Genomic DNA, 21,090 nt, shown 5'->3' with positions numbered 1-21,090 from the left:
TTTTTATTACCTTGTTAAACGTATAATCTGTGTTTACATAATGGCATATAGACAACACGTTCCAGGCCATATGAAAATTTCAACTTATTTTATGAAAAACCACCATTAAATTTTTATTTCATGAAAGCAAAGATACTCAAATGATAATAATATCCCTGAAAGGAGTTATATAATGCAAGAATTTTTCAAATTAACATCAAAGCAGGTTTTAGAAAGTTTAGGCACAACGGAAAATGGCTTAAGGAAGGATGATATCCATAAAAGGCGGGAGGAACAGGGCTTTAATGAACTGGCAGAGCAGAAGCGCAAAAGCACCTTTCAAGTTTTTATAGAGCAATTTAAAGATTTCCTTGTCTTAATATTAATTGCTGCAGCAATCATCACTGCTTTTTTAGGAAAATTAGAAAGTACCATTGTTATTATGGTTGTTATCATAATCAATGCAATCCTGGGTACAGCCCAACACAAAAAAGCAGAACAATCCCTCAACAGTTTAAAAGCCTTATCCTCTCCTACTGCTAAAGTGTTGCGAAATGGTCAAAAGGTTGAAATTCCATCAAGGGAACTTCTTGTAGGGGATATTTTATATCTAGATGCCGGAGATTATATAAGTGCAGATGGCAGAATACTTGAGACCTTTAGTTTACAGGTAGATGAAAGCTCCTTAACAGGAGAATCCATAAGCGTATTAAAAACTTCAGATAAAATTGACGGTGATCATATCGCGATTGGTGACAGAAAGAATATGGTTTTCTCAGGAAGTTTTGTAACCTATGGAAGGGCCGTAGTTGTTATAACAGCAATCGGTATGAACACTGAGATTGGTAAGATTGCAAATTTATTAGAAAGTGCGAAAGAAAAGAAAACCCCTTTGCAGGCTAACCTGGATGCATTTGGTAAGAAACTGGCTATCTTTGTTCTAGCTATTTCGGCATTGGTTTTCTCAATCAATTTATTTCGAGGTCATCCAATCGCTGAATCCTTTATGTTTGCTGTTTCACTGGCAGTTGCTGCCATACCGGAGGCCTTAAGCTCTATCGTAACAATCGTTCTTGCACTCGGTACGCAAAAGATGGCAAAACAAAATGCCATTGTTAGAAAATTACATGCTGTAGAAAGCCTTGGCAGCATCTCCGTAATATGTTCGGACAAAACAGGTACGTTAACTCAGAATAAGATGACGGTAAAAAAACTTTATGTCAATGATAATATAATTGACGATAACCATCTGGATATTAATAACAAAACCGAGAAAAAATTGATTCAAATGGCCCTATTATGTAATGATGCGATTACAGTTAAGGATAAAGAAATCGGAGATCCAACAGAAATCGCCTTAGTAAACCTAGGGGAAATCTACGGTTTAGACGAAGAAAGAATGCGTGAGGACATCCCCCGAATCAGTGAGATTCCATTTGATTCTGATCGTAAATTAATGAGTACGGTCCATAAATTAGACGGCAAAACTGTCATGATAACCAAAGGCGCACTCGATGTCATGCTGGGCAGGATATCCCATATTCAAAAAGAAAATGAAATAACCGCCTTTACAAAGGCAGATAAACAAACAATTGAAAAGATTAATTATGAATTATCTACAAACGGCCTCAGAATACTGGCATTCTCCTATAAAGAAATTCAAAAGAATGACATTGACTTAAAGGATGAAGACAATCTGATATTTATTGGATTAATCGCAATGATGGATCCACCTAGAGTTGAGTCTGCGCAGGCAGTTGAAAGCTGTATTCAAGCAGGAATAAAACCGGTGATGATTACCGGAGATCATAAGGTTACTGCGGCAGCCATCGCAAAAGAGATTGGTATCCTGCAAAATGAAAACGAAGCTATGGAAGGCTATTTATTAGATTCTCTAAGTGATGAGCAGCTCAAAGAAAAGGTTGAACAGATTTCCGTTTATGCCAGAGTATCACCTGAACACAAGATACGAATTGTAAGAGCATGGCAAGAGCTTGGTAATGTGGTTGCCATGACCGGTGATGGTGTGAATGATGCCCCTGCACTAAAACAAGCAGATATCGGAATCGCCATGGGTATTACCGGAACAGAAGTAGCTAAGGATGCAGCTTCCATGGTTTTAACCGATGACAATTTCTCCACCATAGTAAAAGCTATTTCAAACGGAAGAAGTATCTATGAGAATATAAAGAATAGTATAAAGTTCTTGTTAGCAGGTAACACCGGAGGTATTCTTGCAGTTCTATATGCAACACTTGCTTCCTTACCGGTTCCTTTTGCACCGGTTCATCTTTTATTCATCAACCTGTTAACCGATAGCCTTCCGGCCATTGCTATTGGTTTGGAGCCACATAATGAAAGAATTATGAAAGATAAACCAAGGAAAAGAAACACTCCTATTTTAAATAAGCAATTTGGTATTGAAGTATTAATTGAAGGAATTATTATTGCTATCAGTACTATGGCTGCTTTTCATATTGGACTTGAAACAGGTAATAAAGTTATTGCCAGCACCATGGCATTTGCTACTCTAAGTATATCAAGATTATTTCATGGTTTTAATTCAAGATCCAAAGAATCTATATTTAAAGTTGGTGTATTTACAAATAAGCCCCTATGGTTTTCCATAATCATCGGTAATCTATTATTACTGTTTGTATTAAACTTCAATCCTCTCTCAAAGGTATTCGAAGTGGAAGCACTTACAGGTATGCAATATCTTGCTATTTATGGCTTATCCTTGGTTCCTTTGGTCTTAGTTCAGTTATATAAGCTGATCTTTGTAAGAGACCGTTAGTGTTAGCTTATTTATAAGGGGTTGATGCAAAATTATTAATAAGTAGGGGTAATGATTTACCGTTATACACTGTTTGTTGGACATGTTGTTGATTATTTTTGACTAGACGAACAAATATGTTCGATTAAGGCATACATAATTAATAATGTGTCCGTCAACCTATATATGAGAAGAAAAGTGCACCTGAGTGCACTTTCGTCATATCCCCCGCTGATTTATTTTGCAACAGCCCCTTACTTCTTATTTAATAAACATTCATTCTACTGAGAGTTTATTTAACAATTTATCTCTATTTTTTTATCCATCTGGACCTGGCTTCCATATTGTTCATATCAATTACCTGTTCATACCAATATGTCTTTGGCCAAGTGCAAAAAATCGATTTTGAACTTAATATCATCTTAGTAAGAAAAGAATTGGGTACCGATTTCCATCCCTCATCAGGTGACATTGAAAATTTACAGACTCCATTCGCAAGTTCTAATTGATATGTACCTTTCACAGTTCCCATAACAGTTTCCGTAGTCACATGAAATCTTCCATCCAACGCTACTTCCTGATTACATTCTGTCAAGATAGGCTCATGAAATTCTATCTCTACCGGATGTCTTTTATCATCAATTACGATAGATTTTAATGATATATTTTTATTATTCGGAGTAAAGGAATATGTTATCTGACCATCTGTATAAGTGAAATCCTCCGTTAGTTCTATCGGTATCAGCTTACCCTCATCTGCTTTCGCAAATTCAATAATTTGACAATCCATAGAATATCTTGTGTAATATCTCCACTGTAGCTCCTTCGTTACCGGAAATGGGAAGTTATCTGCTTTATACTTTTTACCGTCAATTTCAATTATTATATCCGTTTTCCGTTTTCTAACAAAATCAAACTCATATAAGAAAAACAAAGGAAGGGATGACGGCTTCTCTGAACCGGCTCCAACCGGTGCCAACATATTCATTGCCTTACTCACTCTATCTGTGTTCTCTTTTATATTTACATAGATATTTCGATTAGATATATCTAGAAAGGAAAAACCAATAAGAATACCAGACTCTGTCTTCTCAAACACCATCTCTCGAAATTCTCTTTTCGTATAGTTCTTTAATCCTTTTTCGGCTACATCAAATCTCTCATTTTCAATCGTATTTAAAGATAAATCGTCATAAACATCAACATAGTAGTCGTTACGGTAGGCTAATACTCTCCATCCAGTTCCATATGGTTTCCCATCTAGATATTGAAGCTCGAAACCTCTATATAAAATATCCGGATTTTTAGCAAAACTAATCAGAGCTAACTTTTTCATAGGCACATAATTTACTCGAAAGGGTATAATTGCATTCATAGGAAATATCTTCTCCTTATTATTTATCTTCTGTTTACTCAGTCAGATATATAACTATTATTTCTACCATATCTGATTTTTCACATATTTGTAAGATAATCTTTTTATCAAATACTCTTACCCATCATTACCATAGATTGAATTTCCTCATATCCATTATTCGAGTAGAAATGACTTGTCAAATCACCTTTTGAGGTAAAAAGATACACCGTATTAACGTCAGAAGCCTTAAGTTCTTTCTCTAATTCCATTAATAACTTACTTCCAATCCCCTTACCCTGTAATTGTGTAGCAACAAACATTTCCTTTAAGTTGTAATGAAAACCTTCATACCACTGTTCAAGATTCCCCATAATGGACCCTTTTATTTCACCATCTTCAACATATTTATACCCGATAAAGCCTGATGTATTACTGATATCATATAATCTTTTATAAGCTGTTTCTATCGTCCACTGATCATCCCAGGGTGGTGCATTAAACACTCCTACATAAAGTTTTGCATATTCTTTCAGGTCTTCGTTTTCCATTTTGAAAAATCCATTCATTCTAAAGAGCTCCTTCATTCGCATATATTATTCTTCTTTAAACGTATGCCACTAACAGTTTGTAAGCATTATTTTTATTATTTAATATTTAATATGATTTTTAAATATGTCTTTCGGATTCATCCTGTAAAACTGGTGAAACTAATATTACTTACTAACAGGATGGTTTCACTATAATTCCGTTTACTTCCACCTGATCATTAATTTCTATCACCAGACACTTTCGTCCGTCCACCATTTTAGTTTCTACCAGATCAGATCGTTCCGGATTTACCTTAATAATCACATCCGGGGTTTTTACTTCAAATACTCTGGTATTGGCTATATTAGATGCTAATAAGGATACCTTTTCACCGGTTATTTTTTCATAGTTGTTATCCAAGTCTTTTAGCTTCTCTTCTGTCACACCGCTTTCTGCAAATATATTCTTAACTTCATTTTTATCCAGTATAAGCGGTTCCGGAATCTCCTTCATTTTATGTTCTTCAATTACTTCATTGAGCTTTTCATGAATATTCTTAACAATTTCATATTCACAATCCTCACCAAGGGTTTCTTTAATGATCGTCTGGAAGGTCTCTTTCTGACCGCCGGCAGACATTGGCACCTCACAACCAAGAAGCTGATTTACAAAATCATTATGAAGCTCCTCTGTATCTTTTGAATAATATAAGATACTATGTATATCCGTACTTCGGTCATTAAACGCAGGAAATAAAAATCCATTACTCGGCATATCCACAACCCAGTCCTGAACACGCTTTTCAATCTGATTTCTCTCGGAATTATAACTTAATCCCGGTTTTGAAAGCTTCACCGGGCAAATAGAACAGAGTATGTATCGATATACCTCATCCGATGCATCGTCCATCATAATTTTATCACTGGTTTTACCCGGTACATCATAGGCAGAATAGATCAGTAGGATCAGATAATTTCCAACAAAATCATACATCTGTATCACTTTCTCATAAAACTCATCAAGAAGGGTATCCTCCTTTAACTCACTATCTCGAAGTTTTAGTAAAAACTCCTGCGTACCGCCGTTAAATTCACTCTCTAAAGGAAAATCCATGTTAATTAAATTCTTACCAATCGTTCCGGACAAGGTTTTCTTAAATATCTCAAAGTATTTAAAGGTCTCCTCCTCCGGCATACACAAAAAGGATTCCGTAAACTTAGTTTTTATCTCTTTCTCCCCATCCACATAGCATCCACTAACTTTTGTTATAGAACAGTTCTCATGCTTAAACTGTTTTTTTATCTCCAAAATTTCGCTGTTTATCATACTGTTTTTCCGTTTTAATAACCTGTTTCCTAAGATGTCTCATAAGTATTTACTTAAGTATCTACTTAAGTTTTCCTTCCTAGTTACATTTATTGAAAACTACTCCTCTCCTTCTTGGTTCGTCACTAGATTTTGATTTAAAAAAATTAATTCGACAGTAATATAAATGGATGAAATAACAACATCCAATATGATTTCTTGTTCATCAGATATTAGTTTATCATCTAAAATTGCCTTATTCAAGTGAAAGCGAAAAAAACTCTCAGTTTGCATTTTATCAACCTAAGGCCCCTGATTCGGCTCCCGTAGCTTTCTGAAACTCTTGTAGTGTATTTGCGCCATCCTTAATTACCTTTTTAATCGTTGATCTTGGAATTCCTTTGCAGATACATACCTTTGTCAGTTTATCCAGGATTTCATAATTTAGATTTTCATTATCCATGAGATTGCTCTTATTTTTATATTCAAATGATCCGTTTACGATTTTTGAACTCTATTTATATAAATAATCCATCTGAATAATATGATAAGTAGAAATTTAATCTTTACCGATTATATGCGTTGTGCTATAATAAATGGAATTTATGTGAGATTTCCCCAAATAATAAAACATACCGATGATACGTATGTTATATGTTAAAGATACTATTCCTAATCTATCGATAGGCCTATAATAAAAATCATAAGAGTACATAAACTACCACTTCTATCTTTTACGTATGAAAATTAATGATATTTAAGGAGTTAGCTATGAACTTAATAAGCGAAAAAGAAGAAAAAAGACATTTTTATAAACTTGTATTCAGTTTGGTATTACCCATGGCTTTGCAAAATTTGATTAATGTGGGAGTACACACTGCTGATGTTGTTATGCTTGGTAAGGTGGGCGAAACCGTACTCTCTGCCTCTTCTCTAGCCGGACAGGTACAATTTATCATGTTTTTGTTCCTGTTTGGCTTAACATCCGGTGCCGGTGTACTAACAGCACAATACTGGGGAAAGAAGGATATCCGAACCATAGAAAAGGTTATGGGTATAACGATGCGGATTGGATTTGTAGTTGCCGTCCTCTTTACTATCGTCGTTCTTCTATTCCCATATCAAATAATGAGAATATTTTCTAATGAAGATGATGTTATAAGGGAAGGCGTGTCGTACCTTCGTATTATAGCAATCTCCTATGTATTTACTGCGATTACATTGATTTATCTAAATATCATGCGTAGTATAGAGAGGGTAATCATCTCAACGATTGTATATCTGGTTTCCTTAATTGTAAATGTATCCTTAAATGCCATCTTTATCTTCGGTATGTTTGGATTGGAGCCAATGGGAATTCGTGGTGCTGCACTTGCCACCTTGATTGCCAGGTTGATAGAACTTTCCATTGTACTGTTTTATGCAAAATTCAAGAACAAGGTCATCAACTTTCATATTAAGGACCTCTTTCCCCATGATAAATTATTATTTCGAGATTTTATTAAATACTCAATGCCGGTGTTGATTAATGAAATTATATGGGGAGTCGGTACCTCAACAATTGCAGCTATCATCGGTCATCTTGGTAAATCTGCAGTTGCTGCCAATTCTATAACGCAGGTTACCAGACAGCTTGCCATGGTTGTATCCTTTGGTCTTGCCAATGCAACTGCTATTCTAATAGGTAAGGCAATCGGTCAAAATAAAGAAGATCAGGCTAAGCTCTACGCAAAACGGTTTATTCGATTATCCGTTATCATGGGAATTATCGGGGCTTTTGTAATTCTCAGTGCATCCGTAGTCGTAAAAGATATACTATCACTCAGTGATCAGGCCAAATCTTATATGAACTTCTTTATGTTTGTTATGTCGTATTTCGCTATTGGTCAGTCCTTCAATGCCATAGTGGTAGTGGGTGTTTGCCGAGCCGGTGGGGATACAAAGTTTGGTTTATACCTGGATGCAGGCTTCCTTTGGGGAGTATCCATTCTCTTAGGATTTATTGCAGCTTTTGTGTTGAAGCTTCCTGTTCCTATTGTATATATGGTATTACTCAGTGATGAGATTTTAAAGATACCTGTAAGCTATTGGCGGTACAGATCTATGAAATGGTTAAAGAATGTAACAAGATAAATAGTAAATAGATGATGCAAAATAAGCACGTTTACTTTGATATTATAGCTATTTGTCTATAATTCATCTTCATAACAACCACATCACTTGATGTGGTTGTTTCTGTAATAATATAAAACTATAAGGAATATATATATAATTTCCAATTTTCTTTTCCATAATTATCCCTTATAATAAGATTGAGGGGATGAATTGTATGAGTTCAAATAACAAAGTAAAAATAAATAATATAATATTACTATGCGTAATCTTATTTTCTTTTATCATTTTCATATGGTTAATTTTATTCATTAATTATGATAAAGTAGGGGATCATAGAAGCGCGGGTTTCAGTGAGCCTATAAAGGAATCTCAGGTGTTAGAACTCTCTATAATGAGTAATTTCATGGAGAGAGAAATGCCTTGCATGATTTATCTTCCTAAGGGGTATGGTAATGGAGTGGAATACCCTGTCTGGTATGGGTTGAATGGCTATAATTCAGACGAAACCATGTGGATAGACAATGGTGTAGCGGAAGTTGCTGATGAATTAATTAATAAAGGTGAGATTGAACCGATGATAATGGTTTTCCCTTATACCAAGGATGCCACGTTAAAGGAAATTACTAAGGATTTTGAGGATGATGGTAAGTTTGATGAACGCAATATAGATAAATTCATAAGTAAGGAATTGGTATCCTATATTGACTCACACTACTATACCAAACCATCAGCAAAAGATAGGTATATTGGTGGATTTTCCATGGGCGGAATGATTGCCCTGCGTATTGCCTTTCATCATACTGATATGTTCAGTAAAGTTGGCGGTTATAGCGCAGCAGTACTTTCCAACGATTATTCTGACAGACAATTGGAGAAATGGTTGTTTCCAAATGATCATGTTGATCAGATAGAGGATATTATTGAATTTGATAAAGAGAAAGGATTTGATAAACTTCACATATATCTCGATGCGGGTAATAGCAACGATCCGTTCTCTGTCGGTCTGCAATCCTTATATGATGCTCTCCAAAAGAGGGGAGTAACATCTGAGTTTGAACTGTATAACGGCGGCCATACTTTGAGAAAAGACAGTATTAGTGATTACCTAAAATTCTACGCTGGGAAGGATTAGCATTTTCATTTTTGATGATGATGTACCATAAGTGGTTTTAACAAGTGTACTATTTTCAACTAGAGAATCCCCGGAATTTACGCCGGGGATTTCATAACTTTTAATATACATATTTAAAATCAATAATTATGCTTCTTTTCTATTACTTTAATTGTAATTAATATAATTAAAACTAATATCATAACAGCCCATTTAGGAATCATAGATGTTAAACCCAAAAAAATTGATAAAAAAATAATTGAATATATTATAGTGAGAATACGATACTTTATTTTGAACCCTCCCAGACAAAAAATCAACTCATTTTATGCCAGTCAATTCATTAAATCGTTTCAAATATCCTTAGTTATATTTTTAAATCTGTGACATCATCAACTGTCATCATCACATGGTCTTTACCTTGAATATTTAATGGAACGAAGCTCATCTTATACCATGGTGATACTTCTTTATCATTGACTATAAATTCATGTTTTAATACAATATTATTGTATGTATGCCTTGTCTTAATTGCTTTCATGATAGTTCCTCTTATTTCACACATGATGCAAGCTTTCCCGCTACCACAACCCCCAATTAAACTTTCAACACATCGAAATCCATCGCCAAACCTTTTCCCGAGCTCAACGATTCCATCTCCACCCATCATATCGATTATTGTTCTATTTACAGCTTTTATTCTAGTATCACTATCTACAATTACCATACCTATTGGTATTAAATCAAAAAACTCTTTCATATACTGATCCATTTTAATTTCACTTTTGTTTTTTTTCATCATACGTAATATTACCTCCAGTTTTCTATGATAGGATATCCACATTTTATCATATTTTCGCAAAATTTTTAATACTATTCTATTCTTAACAGTCTGCCCTCTCTGTTTCAGTTACACATACCGCAATAAATTCTATCAAGGTATCTATAACCGGATTGTTGTCTTTTAGAGAAAATAGCAATGTATTAATATACTCATCCCGAAGTACAGTCTGAGATGAATCATTCTTAATAGTTCTCGAATTTTGTAATTGGATAAACGTCCTTCGTCCTCTATAGCTAATAAACCACAAGTATCAGTTACTGCTTTTCCAAAAGCATTTTGAATTTTGGGTTAGTGCAGAGGATTTCCTAAAGGTATTATACACTATAACATCTTTAATTCCACAGGATGGAGAGCGACTTTTAATATAAAGCCATCGACATCTAATTGAAGCAGCTCATATATCTTACTATTTATATATGCTTCCATCAGCATTGCTGATGCTCCAGTTTGTGAAAAAGCCTGGTACTCTTTTCCTTACTTTTTAATAATATCTATTAATTACATACTTCATTATTCTTTATCCAATCTTCTTATCTTTTACTCGAACTCGAATCAATATAACTTGTGATAAGATAATTAACAAAATAGCTATAAAAACTGTAATAATAACCGATGGGTATCTACCGTCAAATGTTTCTGGTGAGAGATGTTTTAAAGCTATACCCATATATGCCCATATGAAAACACAGCCATAGGCAAGACTTTTATAAAATAATACACATATAAATCCAATGACAGCACCTATTATTATAATTAGGTTCGTCCAAAAAACTTCACTCAATGATAACCTATTCCAATTAACAGAAACTAAAAATGTTGTTACATTGGCTATTGTTGCAATTGTTATCCAGCCAAAATATACGGTAAAGGGTAATTTCACTGTAAACTTCTCAATCACAGAAAAATCCTTATCTTTTAAAATGATATTAATTTTAATCAAGCATATGAGGATAACCAGCATTAGTATTACACTCAACCAAATTACATTGTAATGCCATGCAAATATCCATATGGTATTCGCTACGGATGATACAGAAAATAGAACACCCACTGCATTAAAAATCTGCTGCTTAATATCACTTTCCCTTTTATAATTTATAAGTTGATTTATTGAATACATCAAAAGTAATAGGTAAATCAAACCCCATATAGCAAATGTAATTCCTGCCGGGGCAAAAAGATTTTGATAAGAATCGGATATTTCTCCTGTTCCCTTACCATTGATCGGTAAAGCGTTAGCAAGTGAATTAGTGATAACCATTATGATATATGTAATTAATACTACAATTGGTATTAGAATATTGTTGATTTTCTTTACCATACTATCCCCTCCTTTTATAATAAATAATCATATACTTAAATAAAGCAGATATATTATCACAGTGAAAAGGTATTTAATTCTTCTAATCGCCGGATAAATAGATCCAACTGTTCGATTGTTAATTGCTTTTTACGGTCGGTCTTCCATTTTGAGGTAATGGATATTCAGGTAATCCATTTAATACAAATGCCCCATCTTTTCCTTCTTCGTCTCAAAATATCTCTTGTTATGTACATTGGCATCTATAATCAGAGGTACCCTCTCTATGATTTCGATCCCATGACCTTTTAATCCTATGATTTTCTTGGGATTATTCGTCATTAATCTGATCCTTCTGACATTAAGCTCACTTAAGATCTGAGCACCTATACCATAATCTCTCATGTCTGACGGAAACCCCAAAGCAATATTAGCTTCTTCCGTGTCCATCCCCTGCTCCTGTAGTTTATATGCCTTTATCTTATTAATCAGACCGATACCTCTGCCTTCCTGTCTTAGGTAAAGTAATACTCCCTTTCCTTCCTTCTCGATATTCATTAGAGCGGCTGCCAATTGCTCTCCACAATCACATTTGAGTGAATGAAAAGCATCACCAGTCAAGCATTCCGAATGGACTCTGACCAATACTTCATCCGTGGGTTCAATAATCCCCTTTACCATAGCAACATGATGCTCACCGTTTAATTTATTCACAAAGCCAACCATACGAAAATCACCATATTCCGTAGGAAGATTGGCTTCGGCCTCTTTTATGACATAACAATCCTTTTCTCTTCGATAAGCAATCAGATCTTCAATCGTAAAAATCGGTATATTTTCCTTATCCGATAATTGTTGCAGTTCGTCCATCGTGGCAATGGATTTATCCTGACTTAAGATCTCTGTATACACACCGAAAGGACGATACCCTGCAATGGTTGCCAGATCTGATACCGCTTCCGCCATGCCTGCTTTTTTCAAAACTCCGCCATTGACAGCTTTGATTATAAATACATGTCCGGGAGTTTTAAAATGCTGAACATCCAATGAATCTTCCAATAATTTTTGAATTGTTAACAAACGATTCTCTGCAGAAATACCCGATCCTGCACCAATATGATCGATTGACAGATCATAGGAATTAGTATTGGAGGACTTTTGTACAGTATTAACCTGAGGGATATGAACATTTTCTAATAAATCTTCCGTCAGCGTTGCATAAGTAAATCCGGTACCATATTTCATAAGAAATTGCATCGTTTCTATCGTAATTGCCTCCGCCGGTGCAAATAACACTCCACCGTTCTCAGCCTGTTCATCATCAATAATAATTGCCAGACTGTTTTTCTTAATCTCTTTGATTCCATCCTCTGTTCTTCTAATCATATTGAACCTCCTTGTACTTTTTTCAGTAGTCTGTATGAATTTTATATATATAGCTTTTAAATTATACCACTTAATACAGATAAGATATCCTTTAATATATATACCCTTTTATAATCACATCTGGTCCAACTATTTCATAAGAAAGCCGTTTTAATACGATCGCGTCATTCATTCGCTCTATACCATTTCCTCCAACCGGAGTAACTGCCTTATTTCCTCCGACAATTTTTGGAGCAATCGCTGTATATACCTTATGAACACAACCACTTTCAAAAGCTGATCCAAGGACGGCACTTCCCCCTTCGATGTATACAGAATCTATACCTAATCGCCCCAACAAATCCATGACTTTATTAAAGTCAATATGTCCATTCTTCTCTTTTAATTTAAGTATTCTGGCACCTAAATTACAGATGCTCTCTTCCCTCTCCTTTGAAATGAGTTCCGAAGCTATGATCCATGTCTTTGTGCTTTCATCTACCTGCAGCACTTTAGCTTCCATAGGAATATCACCATATTTGGATATGATAATTCGGATCGGATTAGAAATTTGAACGCCTTCCAGCCTTGTCGTCAATAGTGGATCATCTTTTCTGACCGTATTCTCACCTACCAGAATCGCTGATACCCGTTGCCTTAAATGATGAACAAACCGCAAACTTTCCTCCGAACTGATCCACTTAGAGTCACCTGTTTTCGTTGCGAGCTTGCCATCCAGAGTCATTGCCCACTTTACGATAACATAAGGAGTTTTATTTACGATATAATGGCTATATATCTCATTCATTTCTTCACATTCATCCTTTAGGATACCCAATTCACAGGAGATGCCCAAGTGCTTCAGCTCTTCAATAAAATGAATCTCTTTCCTGGGATTTCGATCTTCTATTCCGATATAAATCTTTTCAATCTTCCGGTCTTTTATTACCCTGATCAGTTCAGTGAGCTTAGCTTTGTTCCCAAATGGCTCGATATTAAGATACAATTCAGCTCCAGAAAGATCACATAAACCATAAGATAATACCTCAAGCTCAGCTGAAGCTGCTCCGAATGTTCTATAACATGATTCTCCTAGTACTATATTGTCTTTCACCAGCACAGCTCCTGAAAGCGGATCGGGATTAATAAATCCGGAACCCAAATATGCTAATTCAATTGCTCTCTTCATAAAATGTTCATTCATGGATTTCTCCCTTTTACATTTTGGAATATTTCTTGATGATCCATTTCCGATCTATAAAGTATTTCCACATAGCCATCGCATGCCCGCGCCCAAGTTGATACTCTTTCTTTAACCAGTCAGTAAACACAGTCGCTTTCATATCCTCCTCAAGAACACACCATTTTAACTATCTCTCAAACTTGGTGAACGTAATATAGTGCCACGCCTAGGTATTCTCAGTTTGTTAGATTAGAATACAGTGGACATAATGTAACGATGCACCTTAGAAAAAAGAAGATCATAGTATTTTTTAGTCTGAGTATTAAACCTATTTCTATTTTCTAAAACGCGAATCACTTTACTTCCTGTGAAAAATTTATACCCTTAGGGAGCCACGGAACCCCCTGGCTCCATAGTAAGATTCCGCACCATTATGATAAATAAAAACATTACCGTAGCGAAAATCCCCAAAGATGGCACCACCGAGCTTTCTTATATGAGGAGGCGTTTTCAACCAGCTTGATGTCTTCATATCAAAATTGCCAAGCTTCTGAAGCTCGCGATATTGTTCCTCTGTTAGAAGTTCAATGCCCATGGCAGATGCCATGCCAATAGCGCTGTCTTTCGGTTTATTTTCTTTCCTTGACTCCAGTGCTTTCGGGTCGTAACAAATACTTCTGCGGCCTTTAGGACTTTCTACTGAACAATCATAAAAAATGTATTCACCGGTAACTTCATCATAATTAACAACATCCGGTTCTCCGCCAGTCATTTCCATTTCATTCAGCGACCAAAGTTTATCCGTATTAGCTTCCAGCTTTGCTTGCACATTAACCCACTCAAGACCTTTATGACGGTTCATATTTTTCTCAAAACGGATTTTTAATATATTAAGAAGTTCTATGTTTGACATGGTTGTTCCTCCTTATTGTTTTAACAAAATATTAAAGTGAATATAAGATTTATTTATATTTTATTTTTCAACGCTTAACTTTGTTTTCGTTAACTCTGATCATTCCTATTTCTGAATCTTCAAATACCTCCACATAGTACCTTATTGCTTCTTTAGCTTTTCCACTCTCCAAATCCCTGTTTTTTTTAATTCATTTGGTACATGCTAATCTAGAATATTCTCTCGTTGGTCCAACCATAATTATTCATTTATATGATCTTGTGAATTCTAACTATTAGTAAACTCCATATTAATTCTTTAAAGATTATTATAGTATAGTATTATATTTAAGGTAGTGCCAATGGTCACGATACTTTTATGCAAATTGCACAACTCAAAATATTGATGGCATATACATAACAATTAATCAGACAGATCTCAAGTATAAAGACGTCGCTTGAGACGGTACAAAATTCGTAAAACGATTATATTGACATTGACATTAAAATTGACGAAGTTCGAAAATTTTCCGGTCACGAAGACACACAGACTCTATTAAATCCAATCCTACAGTTTTAATCACAGAAATGACGAAGAGCTGAAATACTGCTAGATAATACTTTGAGCAATAAGAAAAAAGATGAAAAGTAAAAAGTGTAATCAAATGTAATTAAGATCCTCAATATATTTTAAAGCATGAAAAACGGGAAACCCTTGATTTATAAGGATTTCCCGTCATAAATGCATAATGGAGCTGAGGGGAGTTGAACCCCTGTCCGAAAGCCCATCCATTGCAGTTTCTCCCATTACAGTCGGTCTTTTATGCATGCCCAAACATGCTGTTCCCTCCATCGGACGCCGACAGACAGGCTTCCGATTTCAGTAGCTTCATAAATCTTTTATCCTCTCAAAGCTTTGAAGATAAAGTGCCTCGCTAATTTGATGCCGAGGTCTTAAGCTGCGAGTTGCTTAAGGTCGACAGCTGCCACTAGGCAGCGTACGCTAAATTATCGTCTGCGTTTAATTTTATTTCTAAGTTGATGACGCAGTCCTAGTCTGCGAATGGCTACCACAAATTCAAAACCCCCGTCGAAACCAGTACAACCCCGTTAGGTATGATTGTAATCACGAAACAGAAAAATCAAAAATCCATTCTGATTTGCTTTAAAAGATATGTCTTCTCGCGATCTTCGGTCTCACAGACGCATGTTATATTGTAATATAACGTCCACCCGGTGTCAAGATATCTCTTCTTCCATGTTCGTAACTTATTGTAAAAAAGAATATACTGTTTAACTAATACCTCGTCATCGGTGTATATACATTCTATCATATTCTAATCATAAAATAAAGTATATCGCAAGAATTCTTTCTAGCAGTTTTGGAAGTCTCTGTATATCTAACCAACTTATTATAAATTCTTTACCTTAAAATCTCTCTCAGCTTCCCTTCTCTGATCCTTCTTAGCGATGTCCTGTCTCTTATCATAGAGTTTCTTACCACGGGCAAGACCTATCTCCACCTTAACTAAGCTTCCTTTAAAATAAACCTGCAGCGGCACCAGGGTGAACCCCTTCTGTGCCAGCTGTCCGGCAATTTTATTAATCTGATATTTATGAAGTAGGAGCTTTTTCACCCGAAGAGGGTCCTTATTAAATATATTTCCTTTTTCATATGGGCTGATATGCATGCCGTAGATAAACATCTCGCCGTTTTCAATCCGTATAAAGGATTCCTTCACACTACATTTACCCATGCGAAGGGACTTTACCTCAGTTCCATGCAGGGCAATGCCTGCCTCAAACTTATCCTCTATGAAATAATCATGATACGCCTTTTTATTATTAGCTATTAATTTAATATTTTCCCCCACTTATTCCTCATCCTCCACTAACACAAAATCTATAATTCGAAGAAACTTATCTGCATTGGTTACTTCCACCTTAACCTTTTGACCCAGTTTATATACCTTTTTGGTGTGTTCACCGACCATCTGATAACGCTCTTCATCGTAAAAATAGTAATCATCCTGCATCTCACTAACCCGAATCATACCCTCAATCGTATTGGGTAATTCAACATACATACCCCAAGCCGTGATACCAGAGATAACACCTTCGAAGGTTTCTCCGATGTGATCCACCATATATTCAACCTTCTTCATTTTTTCGACTTCTCGCTCAGCTTCATCCGCTCTGCGTTCGGTCTTACTGGAATGATTGGCTACTTCGAAAAGTAACTTTTCATAATGGCTTAATCTGTTCTCGTTCAGTTTACCGCCTAAGTTTTCCTTAATGATTCGATGAATCTGCAGATCCGGATAACGCCTAATCGGCGAGGTAAAATGACAATAGTACTTCGCGGACAATCCAAAATGTCCTGTATTGGCTACTGTATATTTCGCCTGTTTCATAGACCGCAGAGTTAATCGGCTAATCAAGGCTTCCTCCGGTGTATCCTCAATTTTAATTAACAGCTTTTGCAACTCCTTCGGATGGATCTCCTCATTACCAACTTTGATGCTGTAACCAAAGTTATTGATAAAGATGCCCAGCTTTTTAATCTTCTCTTCATCAGGATTATCATGGGTCCGGTATACGAAGGGAATCTCCTGCCAGTAGAAGTCTTCGGCTACTGTCTCATTGGCTATTAACATAAATTCCTCAATAATTTTGGTCGCTTTGTTTCTTTCATAAGGTTTTATTTCGATCGGTTTACCCTTTTTATCAACTATAATTTTACTTTCTGGAAAGTCAAAATTAATGGAACCTCTTTTATGCCTTCTTTCCCGAAGTACCTCAGCCAACTCCTGCATCAGCTGAAACATCGGCACTAGATCTTCGTATTCCTTCATGACCTCCTCATCGCTTTCTTCTACTATCTTTGCTACATTGGTATAGGTCATACGTCGATCGGAACAGATTACTGTTTCTGCAATTTTATGACCTAATACATTTCCTTTCGCATCGATGTCCATAAAACAACTTAAGGCAAGACGGTCAACATTGGGATTAAGGGAACAAATTCCGTTAGATAATTTATGTGGTAGCATAGGTATTACGCGATCTACCAGATATACACTGGTTCCCCTTTTTAAAGCTTCTCTATCTAAGGCTGCACCTTCCTTCACATAATGGGTGACATCCGCAATATGCACTCCAAGATGATAGATATCTCCTTCTTTCGACAAGGTGATGGCATCATCCAGATCCTTAGCATCTTCACCATCAATGGTTACCGTCTTTACATCTCGGATATCCATACGATTCTTTATTTCTTCCGGGTCAATCTCATCCGGTACAAAATCTAATACCCGCATAACATCTTCGGGAAAATCTACGGGTAGGTCATAGGATTTCACCACGGACATAATATCCACACCGGGGTCATTGATATGTCCCAGAATTTCCACAACTCTTCCTTCCGGATTCTGTGTCGAGTCACCATAGTTTGTAATTTTTACTACCACTTTATGCCCATCAACCGCACCTTTAGTATGCTCCTTCGGTATAAAGATATCTCGGGTGAACTTCTGATTATCAGGAAGTACAAAACCAAAATTCTTACTCTTTTCAAAAGTCCCAACGATTTCGCTCTTTCCCCGTTCCACGATACTGATTATAGTACCTTCTCTTCTTTTACCCGATTGTTCCTTGTTGATTACCAGCATTACCTTATCCCCATGCATAGCTCCCATAGTGGCATTTTCGGGAATGAAGATATCTTCTACCTCTCCATCAATCATTACAAAACCAAAGCCCCTCTGTGTAGCTGAAAAGGTTCCTACCTTTGTATCCTCTCCGGGCAGTTTATATCTTCCTCCCTGATCTAATATGATTTTTCCTTGTGAAATGAGTTGGTCTAATACTTCTTTCAAATCGTTCTTTGCTTCCTTAGGAACTTGAAGTATTGTAACCAGGTCCTTAAATCTCATGGGCTTATATTCTTCACTTGAGAAAAATTCCTCAAGCATTATTTTCTTTTCTTCTAATAATGTTTTGTCTTTCATAAATTCACCTACTTTTTTGTTAGTCTAATATTAAGTATACTCTAATAAATTCTTACCGGTTGAATTTAGTTATATAAATTTTATATCACTATCTCCAATTCATAATTTTCATTAATTTGAGGGATTTTCATTTTTATTAACTGTTTAGTTTACTTCTTTCTTATCTTATTCAAAATAGAAAGATAACCGGTATCAGTTTGTACTCTTATACTTATTAGTATACCATATATTACTTAATTTAAATAATTATTTAAATTAATACATCATGTATCCTTTGTACCACATAATACCATAGCATTTATAGTGAAAAAAAACACCCTGTAAACAGAGTGTTTTTGAATTAATTCAATTACCAATTCAGATTTAATACTACTGAAAGTACAATAAAACCTGCTGCTAAAAGCATGGTTGTCTTCGCTAACCAACCTTCTTTTGAACGGCCTTTATTCTTATTCCAGTATGTTTCAGTTGCACCTGTTAAAGCTCCTGATAAACCCGCCGTTTTACCTTCCTGTTTCAACACTATCACAGTTAATACGATACAAATCGCAATATATACAATTTGAACTATTGCTTTTAATAGATCCACTGTTTACACCTCCTAAAACTATGCCTATTCTACCATACAATAGAAATAATTTCAACAAAAATCTATTTGGGGTCTTGGTACTAATCCATTCGAATTATGTCTTGCAGCTTTTATGACAAATCAAACTTTATCAAGTTAGTTATTTCTTAATTAATAAGGATTTACCTGTCATTTCATCATATTTCACCATTCCCATCATTTCGATCAGAGTAGGTACGATATCTGCCAGACAGCCGCCTTCTGCTAACTTATATTCCTTATCATAATTTACAAGAATAAATGGAACCGGATTGGTGGTATGTGCTGTAAAAGGATCATTGGTTGTGTAATCTAACAGTTGCTCTGCATTACCGTGATCCGCACAGATAAACATCTGACCGTCTACGGATAGTAATGCTTCCACTGCTTTTCCAACACATTCATCTACGGTTTCAATCGCTTTGATCGCAGCACCTTCAATTCCCGTATGGCCAACCATATCCGGATTTGCAAAGTTAACAACAATCACGTCATATTTTTCGGATGTAATCGCATCTACCAGATGATCCGCCACCTGATAAGCGCTCATCTCCGGTTGAAGGTCGTAGGTTGCCACCTTGGGAGAATTAACCAAAATTCGTTCTTCTCCTTCATAAGGTATTTCTACTCCGGCATTGAAGAAGAATGTCACATGAGCATATTTTTCTGTCTCTGCCAATCGAAGCTGTTTTTTATGATGCTTAGCTAAAAACTCACCAAAGGTATGCTCTATTTTTATTTTATGGAAGGCAACCAATTTATTCGGAATCGTAATATCATATTCGGAGAAACATACATAAGTAAGCTTTAATCTATGGTCTCTCTTAAATCCGGTAAACTCATCATCACAGAAAGCTCTAGTAATTTCTCTTGCCCTGTCAGGGCGGAAGTTAAAGAAGATGATAGAATCATTATCCTTAATTGTAGCTATCGGCTTTCCATTCTCAGAAATAACGGTCGGCATTACGAATTCATCGTATTTTTCCTGATCATAAGAGTTTTGAACTGCAAGCACGCCGCTATCTGCGATTTCACCCTCACCATGAACCATGGCACGGTAGGCTTTCTCAACACGATCCCAACGATTGTCACGGTCCATAACATAATAACGACCCATTACTGTGGCAATTTTACCCACACCTATGATCTTCATTTTTTCCCATAGCTCTTCTACAAACCCCTTTCCGGATGAAGGAGGTGTATCCCTACCATCTAAGAATGCATGAACAAACACCTTAGTTAAACCCTGTTTCTTTGCCATCTCCAGCAAACCGTAAAGATGGGTATTATGGCTGTGAACGCCTCCATCAGACAATAGGCCATAAAGATGTAGTGCCGAATCATGTCTCTTACAATTATCTATTGCTGATAATAATGCCGCATTTTGAAAGAAGGTTCCATCCTGGATTTCCTTCGTAATTCTCGTTAATTCCTGGTATACTATCCTTCCAGCACCCATATTGATATGACCTACTTCGGAATTACCCATCTGTCCTTCCGGTAAACCTACTGCCATACCACTGGCATTTCCTTTAGCGAACGGATACTCTGCCATTAATTTATCCATGACCGGAGTTCTTGCTTTTGCAATTGCATTAGCCTCTTTCTTATCATTTAAACCATAACCATCTAAGATCATTAACACTGTTGGTTTTTTACTCATACTTACTCCTTTTCTTATCTCTTATGATGCAATTTATAATGTGACTTTAATAGTGC

At 35.8% G+C, this 21,090-nt stretch carries 17 protein-coding genes and 1 other RNA gene; 3 read left to right on the top strand and 15 right to left on the bottom strand.

The window, feature by feature from the left end; translation table 11 throughout:
- Window positions 1-172: 172 nt before the first annotated feature.
- Window positions 173-2,776, top strand: coding sequence for a cation-translocating P-type ATPase (locus I5677_RS05050; RefSeq protein WP_197660481.1), 2,604 nt, complete (start codon window positions 173-175; stop codon window positions 2,774-2,776).
- A 289-nt stretch (window positions 2,777-3,065) separates the two neighbouring features.
- Here I5677_RS05050 and I5677_RS05045 read toward each other — a convergent pair whose 3' ends face one another.
- From I5677_RS05045 to I5677_RS05030, 4 genes are all read right to left on the bottom strand, one after another.
- Window positions 3,066-4,130, bottom strand: coding sequence for a hypothetical protein (locus I5677_RS05045; protein ID WP_197660480.1), 1,065 nt, complete (start codon window positions 4,128-4,130; stop codon window positions 3,066-3,068).
- Window positions 4,131-4,237: 107 nt separating this feature from the next.
- Entirely contained in the window at window positions 4,238-4,678 is a 441-nt protein-coding gene (locus tag I5677_RS05040) for a GNAT family N-acetyltransferase (RefSeq protein WP_197660479.1), read from the bottom strand.
- A 154-nt stretch (window positions 4,679-4,832) separates the two neighbouring features.
- On the bottom strand, window positions 4,833-5,966 hold the full coding sequence (locus I5677_RS05035; protein WP_197660478.1) for a DUF4317 domain-containing protein: 1,134 nt from the start codon (window positions 5,964-5,966) through the stop codon (window positions 4,833-4,835).
- Between the two features lie 277 nt (window positions 5,967-6,243).
- A complete protein-coding gene (locus I5677_RS05030) occupies window positions 6,244-6,408 on the bottom strand; it encodes a (2Fe-2S)-binding protein (protein WP_197660477.1) in 165 nt (54 codons plus the stop codon).
- A 308-nt stretch (window positions 6,409-6,716) separates the two neighbouring features.
- Here I5677_RS05030 and I5677_RS05025 point away from each other — a divergent pair, with 308 nt between their 5' ends.
- Together I5677_RS05025 and I5677_RS05020 are read left to right on the top strand one after the other, a co-directional pair.
- Window positions 6,717-8,078, top strand: coding sequence for an MATE family efflux transporter (locus tag I5677_RS05025; protein WP_243456496.1), 1,362 nt, complete (start codon window positions 6,717-6,719; stop codon window positions 8,076-8,078).
- Window positions 8,079-8,274: 196 nt separating this feature from the next.
- Window positions 8,275-9,192 (top strand): alpha/beta hydrolase, encoded by a 918-nt coding sequence (locus I5677_RS05020; protein ID WP_197660475.1) that lies wholly within the window; start codon window positions 8,275-8,277, stop codon window positions 9,190-9,192.
- 346 nt (window positions 9,193-9,538) lie between these two features.
- On the opposite strand, the gene I5677_RS05015 is transcribed toward I5677_RS05020, so the two are convergent.
- The 11 genes from I5677_RS05015 to gpmI form a co-directional block, all read right to left on the bottom strand.
- Window positions 9,539-9,973 carry a PAS domain-containing protein gene (locus I5677_RS05015; RefSeq protein WP_197660474.1) on the bottom strand — a complete coding sequence of 145 codons (435 nt, stop codon included), beginning with the start codon at window positions 9,971-9,973 and terminating at the stop codon, window positions 9,539-9,541.
- 559 nt (window positions 9,974-10,532) lie between these two features.
- Window positions 10,533-11,336, bottom strand: a complete 804-nt coding sequence (locus I5677_RS05010) for a tryptophan-rich sensory protein (RefSeq protein WP_197660473.1) — start codon at window positions 11,334-11,336, stop codon at window positions 10,533-10,535.
- Between the two features lie 177 nt (window positions 11,337-11,513).
- Window positions 11,514-12,701, bottom strand: coding sequence for a GTP cyclohydrolase II (gene ribA, locus I5677_RS05005; RefSeq protein ID WP_197660472.1), 1,188 nt, complete (start codon window positions 12,699-12,701; stop codon window positions 11,514-11,516).
- 91 nt (window positions 12,702-12,792) lie between these two features.
- Window positions 12,793-13,884, bottom strand: coding sequence for a bifunctional diaminohydroxyphosphoribosylaminopyrimidine deaminase/5-amino-6-(5-phosphoribosylamino)uracil reductase RibD (gene ribD / locus I5677_RS05000; protein ID WP_197660471.1), 1,092 nt, complete (start codon window positions 13,882-13,884; stop codon window positions 12,793-12,795).
- A 13-nt stretch (window positions 13,885-13,897) separates the two neighbouring features.
- Window positions 13,898-14,023: a DUF4287 domain-containing protein gene (locus tag I5677_RS17510; protein ID WP_197660470.1), complete on the bottom strand. Its 126-nt coding sequence runs from the start codon at window positions 14,021-14,023 to the stop codon at window positions 13,898-13,900.
- A gap of 216 nt (window positions 14,024-14,239) precedes the next feature.
- Complete coding sequence (locus I5677_RS04990; RefSeq protein WP_197660469.1) at window positions 14,240-14,776, bottom strand: DUF4256 domain-containing protein; 537 nt, start codon at window positions 14,774-14,776, stop codon at window positions 14,240-14,242.
- A gap of 725 nt (window positions 14,777-15,501) precedes the next feature.
- Window positions 15,502-15,863: a transfer-messenger RNA gene (gene ssrA, locus I5677_RS04980) on the bottom strand.
- A gap of 303 nt (window positions 15,864-16,166) precedes the next feature.
- The gene (gene smpB / locus I5677_RS04975; protein ID WP_197660467.1) at window positions 16,167-16,628 is read right to left on the bottom strand and encodes an SsrA-binding protein SmpB; all 462 of its coding nucleotides are present in this window, start codon (window positions 16,626-16,628) and stop codon (window positions 16,167-16,169) included.
- A complete protein-coding gene (gene rnr / locus I5677_RS04970) occupies window positions 16,629-18,764 on the bottom strand; it encodes a ribonuclease R (RefSeq protein WP_197660466.1) in 2,136 nt (711 codons plus the stop codon). It lies immediately after the preceding gene.
- Between the two features lie 349 nt (window positions 18,765-19,113).
- The gene (gene secG / locus I5677_RS04965; protein ID WP_197660465.1) at window positions 19,114-19,353 is read right to left on the bottom strand and encodes a preprotein translocase subunit SecG; all 240 of its coding nucleotides are present in this window, start codon (window positions 19,351-19,353) and stop codon (window positions 19,114-19,116) included.
- Window positions 19,354-19,492: 139 nt separating this feature from the next.
- Window positions 19,493-21,034 carry a 2,3-bisphosphoglycerate-independent phosphoglycerate mutase gene (gpmI, locus tag I5677_RS04960; protein WP_197660464.1) on the bottom strand — a complete coding sequence of 514 codons (1,542 nt, stop codon included), beginning with the start codon at window positions 21,032-21,034 and terminating at the stop codon, window positions 19,493-19,495.
- Between the last annotated feature and the right edge of the window lie 56 nt (window positions 21,035-21,090).

Source organism: Mobilitalea sibirica (assembly GCF_015999265.1).
GTDB lineage: Bacteria > Bacillota > Clostridia > Lachnospirales > Lachnospiraceae > Mobilitalea > Mobilitalea sibirica.
This window is presented reverse-complemented; position numbering and strand designations above follow the sequence as displayed.